The following is a 20405-nucleotide window of genomic DNA, read 5'->3' on the forward strand; positions in this document are numbered from 1 at the left end:
AGGCCGCTGAATGATGAATAAACTCGAACTTCAGGCCTGCGGCCGGCCTCATGGACAAGCTCCGGCTAATCGGGGAATGTTCATGGAAAGCCGCAAAAGGCCGTCCCAAACACCCCGTTCAGGGCCGTCCGGAGCCATTCGTATGTCTTTTCCACGCGCTTCCACCGCGCTGTCGCGCTTTACCGTCCTCGACCTGACGCGGGTGCGCTCGGGGCCGACCGCGGTGCGCCAGCTCGCCGACTGGGGCGCCAATGTCATCAAGATCGAGACGCCCGCGCACCTGGAGAAGGGCGAGGGGCCGGGCGGTCCGCGCCAGGGGCCGGACTTCCAGAACCTCCATCGCAACAAGCGCAGCGTCACGCTCGACCTGAAATCGCCGCAGGGCAAGGCGGCGTTCCTGCGCATGGTCGAGAAGGCCGATGTCGTGGTCGAGAACTTCAGGCCCGACGTGAAAGACCGTCTCGGCATCGATTACGAGTCACTCAAGACAGTGAACAAGCGGATCGTGCTCGCCAGCATCTCCGGCTTCGGACAGGACGGTCCCTATCGCGACCGGCCGGGCTTCGACCAGATCGCGCAGGGCATGGGCGGGCTGATGTCGATCACGGGTTTGCCGGGGCAGGGTCCGGTGCGGGTCGGCATTCCGGTCGCGGATTTGTCGGCCGGACTGTTCTGCGCGCTCGGCGTCATGACCGCGCTCTTGGAGCGCGAGGTGTCCGGCGAAGGCCAGTGGGTCTCGACCTCGCTCTTGCAGGCGCAGATTTTCATGCTCGACTTCCAGGCCGCGCGCTGGCTGCAGGCGCGGGAAGTGCCCAAGCAGGCCGGCAACAATCACCCGACCGCGATCCCGACCGGCGTTTTCAAAACGAAGGACGGCCACATCAACATCGCCTCGACGGGGCAGGTGATGTGGGAGCGCTGCTGCAACGCCATCGGCGCGCCGGAACTGCTCGACAGTCCCGATTACAAGACGAGCGCCTTGCGCTCGAAGAACCGCGACCCGCTCAACGCGGCCATCGAGGCGCGGACCAAAACGAAGACCAGCGCCGAATGGATCGACCTGTTCAACGAGGTCGGCGTGCCCTGCGGGCCGATCTATTCGATCGACCAGGTGTTCGCCGACGAACAGGTGAAGCATCTGCGCATGGCGCAATCCGGCACGCGGCCGGACGGCAGCGAGGAGGTGTTCGTCGGCCAGCCGTTCTCGCTGTCGCGCACGAAAACCGCCATCGCCGCGACGCCGCCGGAGCTCGGTCAGCACACCGACGAGGTGCTCAAGGAATTCGGCTTCAGCGATGGCGAGATCGCCGCGCTGCACGAAGCGAAGGTGGTTTAAGTCGGCGTCATTCCGGGACGGCGCGGAGCGCCGGACCCGGAATCCAGATGCGGACTTAAGAGTTGATGTCTGGATTCCGGGTTCGCTCGCTTGCGCTCGCGCCCCGGAATGACAGCAGAGTGAATGGAAAAGGGAAGCTACCGATGAATGCGTTCGTGAAGACCGACAAGATGCTGTCCCGCAAGGAGGGCGCCGTCGGCTATCTGACCTTCAACAATCCGGAGCGCCACAACGCGGTGTCGCTGGAGATGTGGGAGGCCGCGTCCGGCTATCTCGAGGAATTCAAGAACGACAAGGCCATCCGCGTCGTCGTCGTCACCGGCGCGGGCGGCAAGGCCTTCGTGTCGGGCGCCGACATCTCGAAATTCGAGCAGGAGCGTTCGAGCCAGGAGGGCATCGACCGCTACAACGAGGCGGTCGATCACGCCAACAACGCCTTCTACAATTTCCCCAAGCCGCTGATCGCGATGATCCGCGGCTACTGCATCGGCGGCGGCTTCGGCCTCGCGCTGTGCTGCGACATGCGCATCTGCACCGAGGGTTCGAAGTTCGGCGTGCCGGCGGCCAAGCTTGGCCTCGGTTATCGCTACGATGGCCTGAAGAAGCTGGTCGATCTGATCGGCCCGTCCTACGCCAAGGAAGTGTTCTTCACCGCGCGGCAGTTCACCGCGCAGGAGGCGCAGATGATGGGCTTCGTCAACCGCGTGGTGCCGGACGGTGAGCTTGAGTCCTATGTGAAGGATTATGCCGACACCATCGCGGCCAACGCGCCGCTCACCGTCGACTCGATCAAGTTCATCGTCGCGCAGGCGCTGAAGGACCCGGCAGACCGCGACCTCAAGACATGCGAGGAGATGGTGCAGGCCTGCTTTGCCAGCGGCGATTACACCGAAGGCCGCAAGGCCTTCATGGAGAAGCGCAAGCCGAAATTCACCGGCTCCTGAGGCCTGATCCGCGCCTGCATTTTATTTCGCGCGTCGAAAGGTGATCGGGGAGGGAGTGGTCCGCCTCGGCCGGAAATGCTACGCCCTTCCGACGTTATTCTGTTGTGGCGAGGACGCTCATGTACACCGATCTCAAGCTCTATATCGACGGCCAGTGGCTCGGCGCGGAAGGCCGCAAGACCGAGGACGTGATCAATCCGGCGACCGGCAAGGTGCTCGCCCAATTGCCGCACGCGAGCAAGGCCGATCTCGATGCCGCGCTCGCCGCCGCCGACAAGGGCTTCAAGGCGTGGCGCGCGACCTCGGCCTATGACCGCGGCAACATCATGCGCAAGGCCGCCGCGCTGCTGCGCGAGCGCTATGACCATGTGTCGAAAGTGCAGACGCAGGAGCAGGGCAAGATCTACGCGGAGTCGCGCGCCGAGGTGATGACCTCCGCCGACATCATCGACTGGTACGCCGAGGAAGGCCGCCGCGCTTACGGCCGCATCGTGCCGGGCCGCCAGAAGGGCGTGCGCCAGATCGTAGTGCAGGAGCCGGTCGGCGTCGTCGCTGCCTTCACGCCGTGGAATTTCCCGACGCTGACGCCGGTTCGCAAGATCGCCGGCGCGCTCGCCGCCGGTTGCGCGATCATCATCAAGGCCTCGGAGGAAACCCCGGGCGGCTGCGTCGAACTCGTGAAGTGCTTTGCCGATGCCGGACTGCCGACAGGCGTGTTGAACCTCGTGTTCGGCGTGCCGTCGGAAGTCTCCGAGCATCTGATCGCGTCCGACATCGTCAAGAAGGTGTCGTTCACCGGCTCGATCCCGGTCGGCAAGCATCTCGCGGTGCTCGCCGCCAAGGGCATGAAGAAAGCCACCATGGAACTCGGCGGCCATTCGCCGGTCGTGGTGTTCGACGACGCCGATCCGGAGAAAGCGGCCGACATCATCTCGGCGTTCAAGTATCGCAACGCCGGTCAGGTCTGCATCTCGCCGACCCGCTTCTATGTGCAGGAAAACTCCTACAAGAAATTCCTCACCCGCTTCACCGAATACGCCAAGGGCATCAAGGTCGGCGACGGCATGGAGAAGGGCATCGTGATGGGCCCGCTCGCCAATCCGCGCCGGCTCGATGCGATGGAAGCGATCGTGCAGGATTCCAAGGATCGCGGCGGCAAGATCGCCGCCGGCGGCTCGCGCCACGGCAATCAGGGCTTCTTCTTCCAGCCGACGGTGATCAGCGATCTGCCGGACGACTCGAAGCTGATGACGCAGGAGCCGTTCGGCCCGGTCGCGCCGGTGGTGCCGTTCAAGACGTTCGACGAAGTGGTCGAGCGCGCCAATTCGCTCGAGTTCGGCCTCGCGGCTTACGCCTTCACCAATTCGAGCGCGCAGGCGCAGGCGATCGGCGATGCGATCCAGTCCGGCATGGTCGGCGTCAACAGCGTCGCGATCTCGACGCCGGAAACGCCGTTCGGCGGCATCAAGGAGTCCGGCTACGGCTCCGAAGGCGGCATCGAGGGCCTGCAGGCTTACATGAACGTGAAGTTCATCTCGCAGGCGTGATTATCGCCGCGAAATAACACTGTGCTGTCATCGCCCGCGCACCGACATCGGGTATACCCGATGTCGGTCTTTTGAGTGCGCAAGTCGAGTACACCCGACTTGCGACCGGGCGATCCAGTAATCACTGACAATCGGTGTGTACTGGGTCCCCCGCCTGCGCGGGGGACGACATTGAGTAGATGGTGTTACTTCGCCATCGCCTTCTGGCAGGCGTCCCAGATCTTCGCCGGCGTCGCCGGCATGTCCATGTGATGGGCAGCGCCGTTCGGAATGGCGTCCGACACCGCGTTCATCAATGCGGCGATCGAGGCGGTAGTGCCGGCCTCGCCGGTGCCTTTCACGCCGAGCGGGTTCGAGGTCGCGGGCACCGAATGCACCGCCTCGCGGAAGTCGAGCGGCAGGTCGTGCGCCTTCGGCATCGCGTAGTCCATGAACGAGGCGGTGAGCATCTGTCCGCCGTCCGCGTCATAGACCGCATTCTCCATCAGCGCCTGGCCGAAGCCCTGCAGCAGGCTGCCATGCACCTGGCCCTCGACCACGATGGGGTCGAGCATGTTGCCGCAATCGTCCACCGCGGTGTAGCGCGCGATGGCGAGGCGGCCGGTCTCGGGATCGATCTCGACCTCCGCGAGATGAACGCCGTTCGGGAAGGTGAGCGGCGTGTCGCGTTTCTCCAGCGTGTCGAGCGGTTCTTTCAGGACGCCGCGTGCGACGAGTTCCTTGGCGCGCTTCGCCGTTTCGAACAGCGACACCTTGCGGTCGGTGCCGACCACCTGAAACTCGCCGTTGCGATACTGGATGTCGGATTCCGCCGCTTCCAGCAGCGCGGCGGCGGCGACCTTGCCCTTGGCGATCACGGTGTCGGCGGCCTGGAAGATCGCGCTGCCGGCGGCCATCGCCGAGCGCGAGCCGACCGAGGCGAAGCCCGGCACGTTCAGGGCGGAATCGCCGTGGCGGTGCGCGATCCGCTTTGCGTCGATGCCGAGCTTCTGTGCCAGCATGCGGCCGAACACGGTGGCGTGGCTCTGCCCGGTCGACTGCACGTTGAGGTTCATCGTGAGCCGGTCATCGTCGAACACGAGCTTCGCGGCTTCGGTCGGCAGCGCGCCGGCATGTTCCAGCATGCACGAGACGCCGAAGCCGAGCCATTTCTTGCGCCGCGCCGCATCGCGGCGGCGTTTGTTCAGGCCGGCATGGTCGTGCAGGTCCAGCGCCTTCTTGAAGACCGCCGGGAAGTCGCCGCTGTCGTAGGTGGTGGTGACCGCGGTTTTGTAAGGCATCGCCGAGGGGGGAATGAGGTTCTGCCGGCGCAACCGCACTTTATCGATGCCGGTGACGCGCGCGGCTTCCTCGACCGCGCGCTCCAGCGCGTAGTTCGCCTCGGGGCGTCCGGCGCCGCGATAGGGGCCGATCGGCGCGGTGTTGGTGAACATGCAGCGCGCGGTGAACACGATCTTGGGGATGCGGTACATCGCCGGAAGGCAGCGCGCCACGTTGTTGGTGTTGATGCCGACGCCGGCCGGCGTGACATAGGCGCCTTGCGCTGCGAGATGGCGCATGCGCAGCGCGATGAACTTGCCCTTGTCGTCGAGCGCAAGCTCGACATCGGTGACGGTGTCGCGTGCCTGCGTGTCGGTGAGAAACGCCTCGGTGCGGGTCGACATCCAGTGCACCGGCCGTCCGGTCTTTTTCGCCGCGATCAGCACCGCGACATATTCCGGATAGACCGGCGTTTTCATGCCGAAGGCGCCGCCGACATCCTGCGTCGTCACCCGCAGCTTGTCCGGCGGCACGTTGAGGATCGGCGCGGTCTGGTTGCGGATGGTGCCGGCGCTTTGCGAGCAGCAGTGCAGCGTGAAGCTTTCGGTTTTGGCGTCGTATTCGCCGGTCGCGCCGCGCGGCTCCATCGAGGCAACCACCATGCGCTGGTTGATCACCGTCACCTTGGCGACGTGTACCGCGCTTTTGATGACGGCGTCGACCTCGCGCTCGTTGTCGTCGGTCGGCACCATGCCGGCCCAGTCGAAGGCGACGTTGCCGGGCGCGTCCTTGTGCACCACCGGCGCGCCGGCCTGATTGGCCGCGCGGATATCGACCACGGCGGGCGTCTCTTCGTAATCGACGCTCACCATGTCGGCGGCGTCCTGCGCCTGCGCGAGCGTCTCCGCGACCACCATCGCGACCGCCTCGCCGACAAAGGCGACGCGCTCGCCGGCGAGCACCGGCCGGAACGGCTGGATCAGCGTCATGCCGCCCTTGCCGCCGGGCAGCGGCGGATGCGTGCCGCAGCTGCCGAGGCCGGCCATGTCCTCGCCCGTCAGCACGGCGATCACGCCGGGCGCGGCCTTCGCCGCCGCGATGTCGACCGCGGCGATCCGGGCGCTCGCGTGCGGCGAGCGCGCGAAGGCGGCGTAGGCCTGGTTCGGCAGCTTCGGATCGTTGACGAACTGGCCGGTGCCGCGCACCAGCGCGTCATCCTCGAGGCGGGGATCGGTCTTGGGGCGGGGCGTCACGGTGAAGGTCATGCGGTGTCCGAACCTTGCGTCAGGGGTCTTGCGAAGCGGCGTGCAGTGTATCGCGTGGGCCTCTCTCGCCAACAGGCCCGGCGCGATGCACACTGCGCCGCCGCCGCAGACCGTTTGACGTGGCCGGCGGTGCGAGAAAATCGTTTTCTGAGGGCGAAATGGGTGGCCGCGGCAGCGGAACGCCCGGAGCGGGTGAAACATGGATGCGAAGACGCCGGCAAAGATTTCGTCAGGAATCCCGGTCGATGCCGTCACCGGCCTGATTGCCGACGCCATGAAGACATGCGGCCTGCCGCCGGCCGACGCCGCCAAAGTCGCGCGGCTGATGGTCGAGGCCGATCTCACCGGCGCCGACGCGCATGGCGTGTTCCGCCTGCCGCAATATGTCGGCCGGCTCAAGCTCGGTGCGATCAACCGGACGCCCGCCATCAAGGTGAACCGCACCGCGGCGGCGACCGCGCTGGTCGACGGCGACAACGGCATGGGCCATCTCGTCGTCTCGCGCGCGATGGAAACGGCCATCGAGATGGCGCGCGAGGCCGGTGTCGCCTGGGTTGGCATCCGCATGTCGAACCATGCCGGCGCCGCCGGCGTTTATGCCGCGATGGCGCTCGAAGCGAACATGATCGGCATGTATTCCGCGGTCGCCAGCGCCAACCACATGCCGGTGGCCGGCGGCGCAGAGCCGCTGCTCGGCACCAATCCGCTCGCCATCGCGATCCCTGCGGGCGACGAAGCGCCGGTGGTGCTCGACATCGCAACCTCGGTTGTTTCCTACGGCACCATCAAGAACCACCGGCTGCAGGGCCGCGACCTGGAGCGCGACTGGATGGTGGACCCCACGACCGGCGCACCGATCACCGATCCGGCGAAAAGCATGGACGGGCTGCTGCTGCCGCTCGGCGGCTACAAGGGGGCGGGGCTTGCGCTGATGCTCGGCCTGCTGGGCGGCACGCTCAACCGCGCGCCGTTCGGCCGCGACGTCATCGACTTCAACGCGCATCCGGCGCGCGTCACCAATACCGGGCAGTTTGTCGTCGCGCTCGACGTGTCGCGGTTTCAGCCGTTCGATGCCTTCGCCGCGGAGGTCGACCGCCAGATGGTCGATATGCGCGCGTCGAAACCGCTGCCGGGCCACGACGCCGTGCGGCTGCCCGGCGAGCAGCGCGCCAGGCGCCGCGCGGAACGCATGCGCGACGGTCTGCCGCTCACCGGCGAACTGGTGGCGCAGCTCGACAAGGTTGCCGGCGAGCTTGGCATCAAGCCGCTCGGCGCGCGTTAAACCAGTTTCATCAGTGTCAGCGCGGCGCGGCCGTTCGGCCCATAGGGATTGCCGAGCGTCTCGCAGATCTCGAAGTGATCGAAGTCCGCCGCCGCGATCAGCGTCGCCGGCTTGCCGGCGGCTGTGACGGCGGCGGCGAAGTCGCAGCTCTGGCGCTGGAACTCCGGCGATTCGCGGGTGCCGTAGCTGATTGTCACCGGCGCATGGAGCCTGTCGATCTGGCGCTGCGCGCTCATCGCGTGTTCCATCGCATCGGTGAATGTCACGTAGGAATTGCGTTTCGACAGCCGCACCGGCTTCATGTCGTACATGCCGCTCATCAGCAGGCCGCCCTTGACGGTGTCGGCCGGAAGCCCGAATTCCGCAGGCCAGTCCGTCACCATTGTGACCCCGGCAAGATGCGCGCCGGAGGAGTGCCCGCCGAGATAGAGCCGGCCGGCGTCGCCGCCGAACGAGCCGGCGTTGCGGTAAATCCACGCCACCGCGCGACGCACTTGCGCCGCCATCGCCGCAAGGTCGCCATTGGCTTCGGTGATGGTGATGAAGTCGAGCGCGATGTAGTGCGCGCCGGCGTCGACGAACATCTCCGCCGGAAAGCCGTAGTTTTTGGCCTCGCCGCGCAGCCATGCGCCGCCGTGGGCGAAAACGAAGATCGGCGCCGTCGCGGTCTTCGCCGGGTAGAGGTCGAAGCGCTCGATTGCGCTCGGCCCGTAGGCGATGCGCCTGGGCGCGCCGAGCCGTGCGCGGGTCTCCTCGCTGCGGCTCGCATAACGTTGCAGCGTTCGCTGCATCGTCGGCGCATAGACCGTCTGGTCGTAGGCGGCGTCGAGCGCGGCCTGGTCCATGTCGAGCCAGACAGGCGGCCCCTTGGCGGGCGAGGGCGAAGGTGACGAATCGGACATGGGATTTCCGTCGGCGCTGCGGCTCAGGGCTGCGTGCCGGCCCGGATCTTCTCCTTGAACTCCGCGATTGCCGAAATCGTCTCGTTCGACAGCGGCAGGTCGACCGGCTCGCCGCGATCGGCGGACAGGTCGGCCGCGCTGTAGGTCTCCATCACGCGGCGCGCGCTTTCCGGCGTCACCATGACGGGGCCGTTCTTGATGCAGGCTTCGAGGAAATGGATCGTCTCCGGCCCGATGCCGCCGGCAAAGGTGTGGTCCACCCATTCGCCCGGCATGGTCGACATGGTGAATTCCTGGCCGCTCTTCTCGGTGCTGAGCCAGTTGTCGCGCTGGGTGTCGTCGATGAAGAACGCGCCGTCGGTGCCGGTAATCTCGATCCACGTCGCGCAATAGTTCGGATAGCTCGGCGGCAGGTTCCAGCCGCCGCCGATCATCACGACGACGCCGTTATCCATCGTCACGGTGGTGAACATCACATCGTGCGAGCCGTTGACTGGCTTCATGTAGCCATAGGCGCCCTGCGAATAGACCTTCACCGGCTTTGCGGGTTCGAGTAGCCAGTAAACGAAATCGAGGTCGTGGGTCGATTCCATCACGACAGGGGAGAGCCGCACGCGGCTCGCGATCTTCTTGCCGAGCGCGCGAGACAGGTGGCGCGACACCAGCACCGAGACGACATTGCCGAGCGTGCCGTCGGTGATCTTCTTCTTGGCGAAGGCGATCTTCGGGTTGAAGCGCTGCGAATAGCCGATGGTGAATTTCAGATTGTTGCGCTTCGACAGCTGAATAAGTTCGTCGGCTTCCCACAATTCGAGCGCGATCGGCTTTTCCAGCATCACATGCTTGCCGCCTTTGAGGCAGTCGCGCGCGATCGGGTAATGGTTCGCCTCCGGCGTGGTCGAGATGTAGACGACCGAGATGTTCGGATTGTCGAGAATGTCCTGGTAATTCAGCGTCGCGGTGTGCGGCTTGTAGAGCGCCTTCACTTCGGCGAGCCGGTCCGGGCGGATGTCACAGAGATGCAGCTTGTCGACCAGCGCGGTACGCGACAGCGTGTCGGCGCGCAGGCCGCCGATCCAGCCGACGCCGATGCAGGCGGCTTCAACAGTCTTCACAGGGCATTCCTCGTCTTTTCGTCGTTCTGTTGGGTGCGACCCTAAAACAAAGCGATGAAAGCCAGAAGCCCCACCGCGATGCGACGGGGCTTCGTTTTAGCGTGATGAAAGTATTCATCGTCATGGCCGGGCTTGTCCCGGCCATCCACGTCTTCCTTTTTTGCCGACTGCCAAGACGTGGATGCCCGGCATAAAGCCGGGCATGACAGAACATTTTATGTCCCGTATTCGTCGTGCCGGCGCATCCATTTCCCCATGTTGCCGTCCGGCCCTTCGTTGCGGCCGAGCGGGGCGAGATCGAGGAAGCGGTAGGTGGCGGCGAGGTCTTCGCCGGCGCGCTCGTAGGACGAATAGGTGTGATAGATCGCGCCGTCCTTGTCCTTGTAGAACAGGCTCTCGCCGTGCAGGTCTTCCATCGAGATGGTCTGCGGACGGAAGTTGTAGTCCACCGGCCCGGCTACGAGATCGGCCTTCCGGAATGAAACGTGGAAGTCGTAGTTGAAATCCGAATGGAGCGACGACACGAAGCGGAAGGTCCAACCCATCCGCTTCTTGTAGGCTTCGATCTTGTCGACCGAGGTGCGCGCCACCGCCGCGAAGGACAGGTCGTTGTGCTCGAAATGCTGCCGCGCGGCATCGACATGGTCGCACAGGAACGAGCAGCCGGGGCAGCCGGCCTCCCAGTCCGGGCCGTACATGAAGTGGTAGATCATCAGCTGGCTGCGGTGCTCGAACAGATCGGCCAGCGTCACCTTGCCGTCCTTGCTGTCGAACACATAGTTCTTCTCGACCTTGACCCAGGGCAGGGCGCGCCGCGCGGCGGCCAGTTCGTCGCGGGCGTGGGTCAGTTCCTTTTCGCGGGCAAGCAGCGCCTTGCGCGCGGTCAGCCATTCCTCGCGGGTTCCGGTGCGATGATCCATGTTCCGTACTCCTGACAAATCCTGATTACGCCGACAGATAGGCTTCGAGTTTCTCCATGGTGCCGCTCCAGCCGCTGTTGTGGCGGTCGCGGGCGGCTTCGTCGAAGAATTTTTCATGCAGCAGCGTCATGATGGTGCCGCCGCCGTCGTCCTTCTTGAAGGTCACGGTGACGAGCGACTCGCGCTCCGGCGTCGATTTCCACGCCCAGGTGAAAACCAGCTTCTCGTTTGGAATGACCTCTTGGTAGATACCGCTCACGTCATGCCGGTCGTCCGGCATGATCATCGCGATCTTGTAGCGCCCACCGACCCGCAGATCGATCTCCGACTCGATGCGCTCGCAGCCGGCCGGGCCGAACCAGCGCCCTAGGTGCTCGGCTTGCGTCCACGCGGCGTAGACTTTCTCCGGTGGCGCGGCGAAGCGGCGCTTGATGGTGAGGCTCGGTTTGATGGCGGCGGCGGTGGCCATAATTCGTTCTCCAAATGCGCAGCGAGCCTGTCGAAACTTGCCGACCAGAAGCGCTGGTAGCGTTCCAGCCATTCATTGGCCTGCTGCATGGGCGCGGCATCCAGAGCGCACGACACAATGCGCCCGGTTTTGTGGCGTTTGACCAGGCCGGCGTCGCTGAGCACCGCAAGGTGCTTCATCGCCGCCGGCAGCGACATTTTCAGCGGCGCGGCCAGTTCGCTGACCGACAACGCTTTTCCGCTCAGCCGGGAAAGCATGCCGCGCCGCGTGCGGTCCGACAGTGCCGAGAAAATACGGTCGAGCCGGGCTTCTGAATACTTAACCATTAGGTTTAGTTTAGAGGCGCGGGCTTGTCCGGTCAAGCCCGGCTTTTCTGCGTGGAATCAGGCCGTGGCGCGCGTGCCGACGCCGAACACCTGCGCCGCGAACTGCGGATAGACTTCCGCGAGCTCGCGCGCCACCGGCCCGCGCATCAGCGCGAGCGTCTCGGGCGAGGGCGCCGTCGTTTCCGGTACGTCGCCCGGACGGTCAAAATCGAAACCGGTGTGCTCGGCGACTTCCGCGACGGTGTGGCCGGGATGCACGCTCGCAAGCCGGAACCGGCCGCCCGCGAAGTCGAAGACGCAGCGGTTGGTCACGAGCGCGATCGGCCCGCCGGTACGGAACACTCCGTCCGCGCTCGCGCCCGGCGCGCTGATGAAATCGACCTTGGGCACCAGCGTGCGTTTCGAGTGCTCGGTGCGGAACAGGATCACCTTCGGCACGACGTAATAGAGATAGCCGGAACCGAACGAGCCGGGGAACCGCACCTTGGGGCGGCCGTGCTCGCCGATCTCGACGAGGTTGATGTTGCCTTGTCCGTCGATTTGCCCGCCCGACAGAAAGAACACATCGATGCGGCCCTGGCCCGCGCAGTCGAACAGTTCGCGCGCGCCGTCGGTAAAGAAGTTGTGCTTGCGGCTCTGCAACAGCGAAACATAGGGCCGGCCTTTCCCGCGAATTTTCGCGAGCAGCGCGGCGGTCGCCGGAATGGGCGAGGCGTTGCCGACCGCGACATGACGCACGTCGCCGATCAGCCGCGCGATCACGTCGGCCAGCAGTTCCTCGTCGCGGAAATCAGGATTAGTCATGGCCGGGCTTGTCCCGGCCACCCACGTCTTGCCGCCAACAAGGAAGACGTGGATGCCCGGCACAGGGCCGGGCATGACAGAATAAGAAGTTAAGCCGCCCGTTTCTCATACACATACCTGTCGAGGTAATCCTTGAAGCCCTCCGCCGTTGCGGCGAGCCTTGCGTATTCGGCGAGATGCGCGCCGTCGGCGGCGTAGCGGTCGGGCAGCGGCAGCGGCCACGCGCCTTTTTCTGCGACGGCGATGGCGTCGATATAAAAGCCCGGCAACGTGCCCGCCGCCGTCATCGGGTCGGCGAGCAGGTCGCCGTCGACGATCCGTTCGACCGTCGCCACCGTCTTCTGCGCGGCATGCGCCATGGTCGCAAGCTCGCGCTGGCGGCCGATCCAGACATTGCCGTTGCGGTCGGCCATCGGCGCGTGGAACAGCGCGACGTCGGGCCGGATGGCGGGCAGCAGCACGATCGGGTCATCGTTGCCATAGGGGCTGTCGATCACCTTCCAGTCCGGCCGGTACTTCAGAATGTCCGAGCCGATCAGTCCGCGCAGCGGCATGAACGGCACGCCCTTCTCGGCGGCCTGCAACGCGGCATGCAGCGCCGGGCAGGTCGCGTCCATCATGCGGATCGCGTTGCCGGTAACGGCCGCCGTGAAACGCGGCGCGGGACCGAACTCGCCGAGGCTGACGGCGGAGGTTTCCAGCGTGTCGACGCAGCCGGCGCCGATCAACAGATCCGCCTGAAGACTCGAGGTGGGCAGCGCGACCAGATGAAGTTTTTTCACATGGCGGCGAATGAGCGCCCGCGTCGCCGCCATCGGCACGCCGGACACCTCGCGCGGCACCACCAGCAGGCAGCCGTCGCCGATGGGAGCAAGCGCGTCGTCGATTGTCTCCGCGATCTGCGGCATAGTCGTCCTCGAGAGCGAAGCGGCATCCGCGCCATAACGCACGGATATTCGTCTTTGTCTCACTATCGGGCTTGCACGGTCCAATGATTTTTGCTGCCTGACGGCAACGATGGAATTTTGCCGCCCGACAGCGGCAATGCAACGGCGCGGAAGAGGTTGGCATGACCCTTGAAGAGAAGCTGAAAGCCGGAAAGTTCGTCCTCACCGCGGAGGTCACCCCGCCGGTGTCGTGTTCCGCCGACGAGCTTTACAACAAGGCGCTGCCGCTCAAGGGGCTCGCCGACGGCGTCAATGTCACCGACAGCGCCGGCGCCCGCGCCGCGATCGGCGCGCTCACCGCGGCGACGTTGCTGATCGGCAAAGACATCGAGCCGATCCTCCAGTTCACCTGCCGCGACCGCAACCGCATCGGTCTGCAAGGCGATCTGATGAGCGCCGCCGCGGTCGGCGTGCGCAACATGCTGATCCTGCGCGGCGACGATCCGAGCGCGGGCGACCAGCCGGATGCGAAGCCGGTGTTCGATCTCGATCCGCGCCAATTGCTCGACACCGCGCGCCGCCTGCGCGACACCGGCGAACTGCCAACCGGCAAGAAGGTCACCGGCAAGGCGCAGTTCTTTCTCGGCGGCGCCGACAATCCGATCGACCCGCCGGCGGACTGGGAGCCGAAAGGGCTGAAAGCCAAGATCGGCGCCGGTGCGCAATTCGTGCAGACGCAGTTCTGTCTCGATCCCGGCGTGGTGCAGCGCTATTGCGAGCGCCTCGCCAAATTCGGCGTCGACAAGCAGCTTCATCTCATCATCGGCGTGATCCCGTTGCGCTCGGCGAAGTCGGCGCGCTGGATCAAGGAGAAGCTGTTCGGCGCCATCGTGCCGGATGCGCTGGTCGACCGCATGGAACAGGCGGCCGATCCGATTGCGGAAGGCAAGCTTGCCTGTCTCGAATTGATCGAGGCGCTGTCGAAGATTCCCGGTGTGTCCGGCGCGCACATCATGGCGCCGGGCAACGACTCCGCGGTGCCGGATGTCTTGAAGGGCGCGCGCGAGCGGGTGAAAAGGGCGGCGTAGCGCTCCGCTTCCGCTCACCCCCGCGGAAGCGGGGGTCCATTTTTACTGATCTGGATTCCCGCTTTCGCGGGAATGAGCGGTCAGAGTAATTGCGCTCACCGCTGCGAACAGGTCGCGCACCTGTTTCTCCGCGATGTTGCGGGTGATGAACACCACGCGGGTGCCGCGCGCGCCGTCCGGCCAGCGTTCAAGCTCGACCGGCGGATGCGCGAGATGCTGCACGAACTGCACCAGCACCGGCCCGGTGCAGCCTTCGACGTCGAGAAAGCCCTTCACGCGCAACAGGTCCGGCCCGCGCAAGCTCACCAGCGTTTCCATCGTACGCGCGAAGGCCGGCCAGGCAAGCGGCGCGTCGGCGGTGAGCGTGAAGCTCGCGATGCCGTCACTGTGCTCCTGCTCGGCGACGAAGCCGGCGCGGTCGCCCGCCGATGCGGCCAGCAGGTAATGCGGATCGAGCGCGCCCGACACCGCCGCGACAACGCCGGCGCGCGGGTTCAGCGCGCGGAGCGCCACGGTGAGCGCCGCGATCTTCGCCTCACCGGCGATGTCGCCCTTGGTGACGACGATGGTGTCGGCGAGGATCGCCTGCTTGCGCGCTTCCGCCGACCAGCCGAGCGTGTCCGCGCCGGTCGCGGCGTCAGCCAGCGTCACCACCGTCTCGACGTGGAATTCCTCGCCCAGCGCCTTGTCGGTCGCGAAGGTCTGGAGAATGGGGCCGGGATCGGCGAGACCTGAGGTCTCTATCACGATGCGGTGGAAATCCGGGATCGCGCCGCGCGCGCGGTCGGCCACCAGCCGCCGCAGCGTGACCTGCAGGTCGGTGCGGGTGACGCAGCAGAGACACCCGTTGCCGAGCAGCACGGTTTCGTCGGCGCTCGACCGCAGTAGCGCGTCGTCGATGCCGGACTCGCCGAACTCGTTGACGACCAGCGCGGTGCCGGCGCCTTCCGGCGTTTCGAGGAAACGCTTCAGCAGCGTGGTCTTGCCCGCGCCGAGAAAGCCGGTGAGCACCGTCACCGGCATGCGTGGCCCCCGCTCGCGCCGCTGCCGGCGGCCGAATGGGCCACTCTGCGCCGAGGGAAAGAGCTGGTTCATGCCGGGCAGTTTAGCCTCTCCCCGCGGGCGGGGAGAGGGGCCGCGCTTAAAAATCCATCTCGAGGATGTAGACGCCGCCGGTGTGGCGGTCGACCGTGTAGACGATCTCGCGCTCGTCGACGAACACGTCGTTGAGCTGCACCGCGCCGACCGGCGTGCCCTTCGGCGCCGGCGGCACGAAGGAGCCGATTTCCTTCGGCTGGTAGGGGTTGGCGATGTCGTAGGCGCGCAGGCCGCCGTTGAAGAATGTGCCGATCACGATCTGGTCGGACTGCCAGGCGGTCGGCACCGCGGCGTTCTCGTGGATGTTGTGCGCGCCGAACCGGCCGCCGCGATTCTTGTAGGCATCGACCGGCGGCAGCGGGCAAGTCGAGATCGGCACCAGATGGCTTTCGTCGCGCGCGTCGATCACCCAGATCAGCTTCGGCCAGTCGGTCGCGCCGTCTTCGGTGGACTCGTCGGTCACCAGCATCAAGCCGCGGTCGAACAGCGGCACCGCGGTGTGCATGAAGCCGGTATAGGGCGGCGAGTTGGTCCAGTGCGAAATGACTTTCGGGTTCGCCTTGTCCTTGATGTCCATCACGAACATGCCGCCGTCGATGTAGCAGAGGTAAAGCCGGTCCGGCTTCTGCGGATAGACGTTGGTGTTGTGTGCGCGATAGCCCTTGTCGAGCGGGTGGCGCGGCGGCGGCTGTACGTTGTCGGTCGCGCTCGTCCCGGGCATCCACCAGCGGCCGACCTCGACGGGCTTTGAAGGATTGCGCACGTCGATGCAGCGGTAGAACTGGTCGTCGAGTGGGTGTGACGGTTTGAAGTCCGGGCTGCCGGAGGCCATGTGGACATATTCGCCGTCGCAGAACCAGAGCTGGTGCACGCCGCGCGAATGCGGGCCGGAGCAGTCGAAGAACGAGATCGACTTCGGCTTTTCCGGCACCGAGCAGTCGAACAGTTCCATGCCGGCCGGCTGCTGGCCGGTCTTCTGGGTCTGGTAGGCGACGGCGAGGATGTCGCCGGTCATCTCCAGCGAATTCGAGCGCATGTAGCTCTGCGGAAGCTCGGTCTGCACCACGACCTTCGGATTGCGCGGGTCGGAGACGTCGACGCCGGTGAAGTTCTTCGGCGCGCTCTCATGCGCGAGCCACAGGATGCGCCGGCCGTCCTTGGCGATCTGCACCGCCATGCCTTCGCCCATGCCACCGAAGCCGCCGAGGTCGTGTTGCGCCAGCAGCTTGAAATTCCAGGTCACGGGATTGGCATTGGCGGCGGTCATGAAAGTCTCCACGGTCAGGAATTGAGGCCGGCGACAGGCCGGCCTCGGGGAAGGTCACCGGGGCCGCGCGGCCCCGGCATCTCTTTTTATCTTCACATCAGGATCCGGCTTGCGCCTTCTTCATGAACTCCGGCCGCAGCGCCACCTTGAAGTCCGGGATCGCCGAAATCTTCTTGGCCTTCAGCAGCACTTCGGCATGAGGCTTCAGGTAAGCGTCCATGTTGTCGGGGAAGCCAGGATTGACCTCGATCCGCGACAGCGCGGTTTCGAAGGTGTCCTGGGACATCTTGTAGCCCTTGGTCTTGAAGAACGAATAGATCGTCTCCGCGACCTTCTTCGGCTTTTCCTTGAAGTCCTTGGTGACTTCGATCCACGCCTTGAGATAGGCGACCACGGCGTCCGGGTGCTCCTTCACGAAGTCGGGCGTCGCCGCCATGAAGACCGGCACCGGATCGGACTCCGCGAGGTTGCCGACCTCGACGCCGAGCCCGTCGGCGACGGCGATCGCGTTATAGGGCTCGATGTTAACCATCGCGTCCACGGTCTTGGCGGCGAGCGCGGCGACCATGTCGTTCACGTTCATGCGGACTTCCTGATAGTCGCCCTTGTTGAGACCGTTCTTCGGCCCGAACTGGTCGACGAAGATGTTGCCGATCGAGGAGCCGGTCTGGTTGGCGATCTTCTTGCCCTTGAGATCCGCGGCCTTGGTGATGCCGAGGTCCTTACGCACGATCACCGCCGCGGTCTTGCCGACATTCTCGATCACCGCGATGGCGACGAGGCCGCCCTTGTTGTGGCCGATGCAGAAGGAGGGGCCGGCATAGGTGCCGAGGTCGACCTGGCGGGCGACCATCTGCTGCATGGTGAGATTGCCGGACGGCACGCCGAATTCCTCGACCTTGAGGCCGTGCTTTTCCAGGAGCCCGGAGCGCATCAGGTAATAGGTGGGCATGCCCCACATATTGGTCTGGTAGCCCTGCCGCACCGTCGTCGCGGCGGACGCCGGACGGATGATGCCCATTCCCGCCGCGAGTATGCCGGCGCCGCTTGCCGCCAGATAATGCCGGCGGGTCAATCCGGTGCCTTTGCCAGTCCCTTTGCCAGTTCGCTTGTCGTTCATCGCTTATCCTCCCTTAGGTGTCGGCGCTCACGAGTGCGCATTGCCGTTTGTTTTCTGGTCGGCTGCGTTGTGGCCGAGGTGGCCCAGCAGCTCTTTTTGGTATTCGAGGAATTCGACGCTCAACGGGTCGCGCGGCCGCGGCAGCGCGATCGGCATGTCGAGCTTCAGCGTGCCGGGATGCGGGGTCATGACCAGCACGCGGTCGGCGAGGTAGACCGCCTCCGCGACGTTGTGGGTGACATAGACAACCGTCTTGCGCGTCTCGCGCCACACATCCGCCAGCAGGCGCTGCATGTCGTCGCGGGTCAGCGCGTCGAGCGCGGCGAACGGCTCGTCCATCAGCAACACGGAGGGGTTGTAGGCCAGCGCGCGGGCGATCGCGACGCGCTGCTGCATGCCGCCGGACAGATGGTGCGGATAGGCGTCGACGAATTTTTCCAGCTTCACCAGCCGTAGCTGCTCGCGCGCGACCTTGTCGCGCTCGTCCCTGTCGACGCCCTTCATTTCGAGGCCGAACGAGACGTTGCCGAGCGCGGTGCGCCAGGGGAAAAGCTGCGCGAAATCCTGGAACACCACGCCGCGGTCCATGCCGTGGCCGTCGACCTTCTTGCCGTCGATGCGAATCTCGCCGGCGGCCGGGTTCAGAAAGCCGGCGATGCAGTTCAGCAGCGTCGACTTCCCGCAGCCGGACGGGCCGACGATGCAGATGAATTGCGAGGCATCGATGGTGAAACTGACGTCCTTGACCCCCGGCACGGTGCCGGCGGGGGTGTCGTAGACCAGCGAAACGTCGTTGACTTCGATCGGCACCATCGACCCGTAACCCTTCTTATGATTTAGCCGAGTGCATCATGCCCCAGCGCAGCACAGTTGCACGCTCCAGCGTTCCGAACACCAGCCGTTCGAACACGAAGCCGAGCGCGCCGATGACGACCAGCGACGCCATCATCACGTCGGTGTTGAGGAACTCCTTGGCGTCGAAGATCACCCAGCCGAGCCCCCAGTCGGAGGCCGCGATCATCTCCGCGCCGACCACCGCGATCCACGCGCGCAGGAAGGCCTGCCGCGCGCCGGTGATGATGAAAGGCGAGGCGCCGGGAATGATGACCTTCCAGAACAGCCGCTGCTCGTTGGCGCCCATCGCGCCGGCCGCGCGCAGCCAGATCGGATTGACCGCGCGCACGCCCGACCATGTGTTGAACAGCATCGGGAAGGTTGCGGCATAGAGCACGATCAGGATCGTCGTCGTGTTGCCGATGCCGAACCACAGCATGAACAGCGGCACCAGCGCGAAGGAGGGGATCGGCATCAGCGCGCTGATCAGCGGCATGAAGAAATTCTCGACCGGCTGGAACCGCGCCATCATGATGCCGAGCGGCAGGCTGACGACGATGGCGAGGCCGAAGCCGAACAGCACGCGGTAGAGCGTGTAGGCGGCGTGCCGGATCATGGTGCCGTCGGAGATCGCGATCCACAGCGCGCTGCCGATCCGCTCCAGCGTCGGCAGCAGAGCGGGCGCGAAATATCCGCTGCGCGCCGCGGCCTCGTAGAGCGCGGCGGTGACGAGGAGCGTCACGGTGGCGCGAATGATGGAGTCGCGGCGGGCGGTCGCTTCGGCAAGCTTGGTGGCGGGCATCGTCATAGCGCCATCATCCCCCAGCGGACCACGGTGTAGTCCTCCAGCTTCTGGAACACGAACTTCTCCAGAATGAGGCCGATGATGGCGATCACCGCGATGCCGGCCAGCATCACGTCGGTGTTGAGGAATTCGCGCGCGCCGAAAATCATCCAACCGAGGCCCTGCGGCACGGCGGCGAGCATCTCGACGGCGACCAGAATGCGCCAGGCCTGCGCGAGGCCGAGCCGCAGTCCGGTGAGAATATAGGGCAGCGCGCCCGGCAGGATGACGTGGCGGAACAGGCGCTTGTTGTCGGCCCCCATCGCCTGCGCCGAACGCACCCAGATCTGCTTCACCGCCTTCACGCCGGTCCAGGTATTGAAGATGACCGCGAACATCGACACGAAGCCGACCAGCAGGACGGCCGAGACATTGCCGAGGCCGAACCACAACAGGAACAGCGGGGCGTAGGCGAGGCCGGGGATCGGCGCGAAGATGCTCACGAGCGGCAGGAAAATATCTTCCGCGCGCTTCGAGCGGCCCATTGCGATGCCGATGGCGATGCCGCCGACCGCTGCGATCGCAAAGCCGGCCAGTAGGCGCACCACGGTTTCCAGTGCGTGCATCGGCAGGATGCCGTTCAGCGTCAACTCGACGAAGGTTTGTGCGACGGTCTCGATCGGCGGGAACAGCCGCAGCGGAAAGACGCCGGCCCAGGCCACCGCTTCCCAGATCGCGCCGACCACGAGAAACGGAAAGACGTTACGCGCGACGATCCGCAGCCGTTCGGCGGTGCGGTTCGAGGCGCCGCGCGATGCGGCGGAGACGGCAGAGATCGCGGCGGCGTCCTGCATAGCCGAAATAACCTCCCGTTATTTTTTTGTTGTCGCGCGGGTCTCGCCGGACGCCTTGCAGGGAGGATAGCGCCTTGGCCTGCGACGACAAGCATTTGTATTGTTTGGCTTTCGCCCTTTCAAAACATGGCCGCCGTTCGGCGGAACCGGAGCGCCGCGCCGTTGCCCGGCGTGGGCTGCTCTGCCGGAACGGTATTGGCGTCCCGCCCTCGCCGGGCATTGCAGGGGCGGTGCGCTGTGCTAGGAGATCGGGCGATCGGTCACTTGGATGACGCGATAGGTGCAACGAAATGTTGCGACACA

General features: G+C 65.4%; 19 protein-coding genes. 5 read left to right on the forward strand and 14 right to left on the reverse strand.

Annotation, left to right across the window (positions count from 1 at the left end; all coding sequences use genetic code 11):
* Nucleotides 1-142 precede the first annotated feature (142 nt).
* From AB7F10_RS18555 to AB7F10_RS18565, 3 genes are all read left to right on the forward strand, one after another.
* A complete protein-coding gene (locus AB7F10_RS18555) occupies nucleotides 143-1336 on the forward strand; it encodes a CaiB/BaiF CoA transferase family protein (protein WP_428564655.1) in 1194 nt (397 codons plus the stop codon).
* A gap of 143 nt (nucleotides 1337-1479) precedes the next feature.
* Entirely contained in the window at nucleotides 1480-2280 is an 801-nt protein-coding gene (locus AB7F10_RS18560) for an enoyl-CoA hydratase (RefSeq protein ID WP_428564658.1), read from the forward strand.
* A 119-nt stretch (nucleotides 2281-2399) separates the two neighbouring features.
* Nucleotides 2400-3827 carry an NAD-dependent succinate-semialdehyde dehydrogenase gene (locus AB7F10_RS18565; RefSeq protein ID WP_428564661.1) on the forward strand — a complete coding sequence of 476 codons (1428 nt, stop codon included), beginning with the start codon at nucleotides 2400-2402 and terminating at the stop codon, nucleotides 3825-3827.
* 185 nt (nucleotides 3828-4012) lie between these two features.
* Here AB7F10_RS18565 and AB7F10_RS18570 read toward each other — a convergent pair whose 3' ends face one another.
* A complete protein-coding gene (locus AB7F10_RS18570; protein ID WP_428564664.1) occupies nucleotides 4013-6352 on the reverse strand; it encodes a xanthine dehydrogenase family protein molybdopterin-binding subunit in 2340 nt (779 codons plus the stop codon).
* A 199-nt stretch (nucleotides 6353-6551) separates the two neighbouring features.
* Here AB7F10_RS18570 and AB7F10_RS18575 point away from each other — a divergent pair, with 199 nt between their 5' ends.
* Nucleotides 6552-7634, forward strand: a complete 1083-nt coding sequence (locus tag AB7F10_RS18575) for an Ldh family oxidoreductase (protein WP_428564667.1) — start codon at nucleotides 6552-6554, stop codon at nucleotides 7632-7634.
* Here AB7F10_RS18575 and AB7F10_RS18580 read toward each other — a convergent pair.
* The 7 genes from AB7F10_RS18580 to AB7F10_RS18610 form a co-directional block, all read right to left on the reverse strand.
* Nucleotides 7631-8536 (reverse strand): alpha/beta hydrolase, encoded by a 906-nt coding sequence (locus AB7F10_RS18580; RefSeq protein ID WP_428564670.1) that lies wholly within the window; start codon nucleotides 8534-8536, stop codon nucleotides 7631-7633. The genes AB7F10_RS18575 and AB7F10_RS18580 overlap by 4 nt on opposite strands.
* Before the next feature lie 23 nt (nucleotides 8537-8559).
* A complete protein-coding gene (locus tag AB7F10_RS18585) occupies nucleotides 8560-9651 on the reverse strand; it encodes a Gfo/Idh/MocA family protein (protein ID WP_428564673.1) in 1092 nt (363 codons plus the stop codon).
* A 215-nt stretch (nucleotides 9652-9866) separates the two neighbouring features.
* Nucleotides 9867-10571 (reverse strand): DUF899 domain-containing protein, encoded by a 705-nt coding sequence (locus AB7F10_RS18590; RefSeq protein ID WP_428564676.1) that lies wholly within the window; start codon nucleotides 10569-10571, stop codon nucleotides 9867-9869.
* A gap of 25 nt (nucleotides 10572-10596) precedes the next feature.
* Nucleotides 10597-11040 (reverse strand): SRPBCC family protein, encoded by a 444-nt coding sequence (locus tag AB7F10_RS18595; protein WP_428564679.1) that lies wholly within the window; start codon nucleotides 11038-11040, stop codon nucleotides 10597-10599.
* Nucleotides 10938-11366: an ArsR/SmtB family transcription factor gene (locus AB7F10_RS18600; RefSeq protein ID WP_428564682.1), complete on the reverse strand. Its 429-nt coding sequence runs from the start codon at nucleotides 11364-11366 to the stop codon at nucleotides 10938-10940. Before AB7F10_RS18600 ends, AB7F10_RS18595 begins: the two co-directional genes overlap by 103 nt.
* A gap of 57 nt (nucleotides 11367-11423) precedes the next feature.
* A complete protein-coding gene (locus AB7F10_RS18605; RefSeq protein WP_428564685.1) occupies nucleotides 11424-12170 on the reverse strand; it encodes a CoA-transferase in 747 nt (248 codons plus the stop codon).
* Nucleotides 12171-12259: 89 nt separating this feature from the next.
* Nucleotides 12260-13078 (reverse strand): CoA transferase subunit A, encoded by an 819-nt coding sequence (locus AB7F10_RS18610; RefSeq protein WP_428564688.1) that lies wholly within the window; start codon nucleotides 13076-13078, stop codon nucleotides 12260-12262.
* A 161-nt stretch (nucleotides 13079-13239) separates the two neighbouring features.
* Between AB7F10_RS18610 and AB7F10_RS18615 the strand changes: the two genes are divergently transcribed.
* Entirely contained in the window at nucleotides 13240-14145 is a 906-nt protein-coding gene (locus tag AB7F10_RS18615) for a methylenetetrahydrofolate reductase (protein WP_428564691.1), read from the forward strand.
* Nucleotides 14146-14187: 42 nt separating this feature from the next.
* Here the strand turns inward: AB7F10_RS18615 and AB7F10_RS18620 are convergent, their stop codons facing one another.
* The 6 genes from AB7F10_RS18620 to AB7F10_RS18645 form a co-directional block, all read right to left on the reverse strand.
* On the reverse strand, nucleotides 14188-15168 hold the full coding sequence (locus AB7F10_RS18620; protein WP_428564694.1) for a CobW family GTP-binding protein: 981 nt from the start codon (nucleotides 15166-15168) through the stop codon (nucleotides 14188-14190).
* 118 nt (nucleotides 15169-15286) lie between these two features.
* Nucleotides 15287-16510 carry an LVIVD repeat-containing protein gene (locus AB7F10_RS18625; RefSeq protein WP_428564697.1) on the reverse strand — a complete coding sequence of 408 codons (1224 nt, stop codon included), beginning with the start codon at nucleotides 16508-16510 and terminating at the stop codon, nucleotides 15287-15289.
* A gap of 97 nt (nucleotides 16511-16607) precedes the next feature.
* The gene (locus AB7F10_RS18630) at nucleotides 16608-17630 is read right to left on the reverse strand and encodes an ABC transporter substrate-binding protein (RefSeq protein WP_428564700.1); all 1023 of its coding nucleotides are present in this window, start codon (nucleotides 17628-17630) and stop codon (nucleotides 16608-16610) included.
* Between the two features lie 27 nt (nucleotides 17631-17657).
* Nucleotides 17658-18443 (reverse strand): ABC transporter ATP-binding protein, encoded by a 786-nt coding sequence (locus tag AB7F10_RS18635; protein WP_428564703.1) that lies wholly within the window; start codon nucleotides 18441-18443, stop codon nucleotides 17658-17660.
* 16 nt (nucleotides 18444-18459) lie between these two features.
* Complete coding sequence (locus tag AB7F10_RS18640; RefSeq protein WP_428564706.1) at nucleotides 18460-19272, reverse strand: ABC transporter permease; 813 nt, start codon at nucleotides 19270-19272, stop codon at nucleotides 18460-18462.
* On the reverse strand, nucleotides 19269-20102 hold the full coding sequence (locus tag AB7F10_RS18645) for an ABC transporter permease (RefSeq protein ID WP_428564709.1): 834 nt from the start codon (nucleotides 20100-20102) through the stop codon (nucleotides 19269-19271). Before AB7F10_RS18645 ends, AB7F10_RS18640 begins: the two co-directional genes overlap by 4 nt.
* Nucleotides 20103-20405: the final 303 nt, after the last annotated feature.

Origin of the sequence: Pseudolabrys sp. (genome assembly GCF_050250095.1) — a bacterium.
Classification (GTDB): Bacteria; Pseudomonadota; Alphaproteobacteria; order Rhizobiales; family Xanthobacteraceae; genus Pseudolabrys.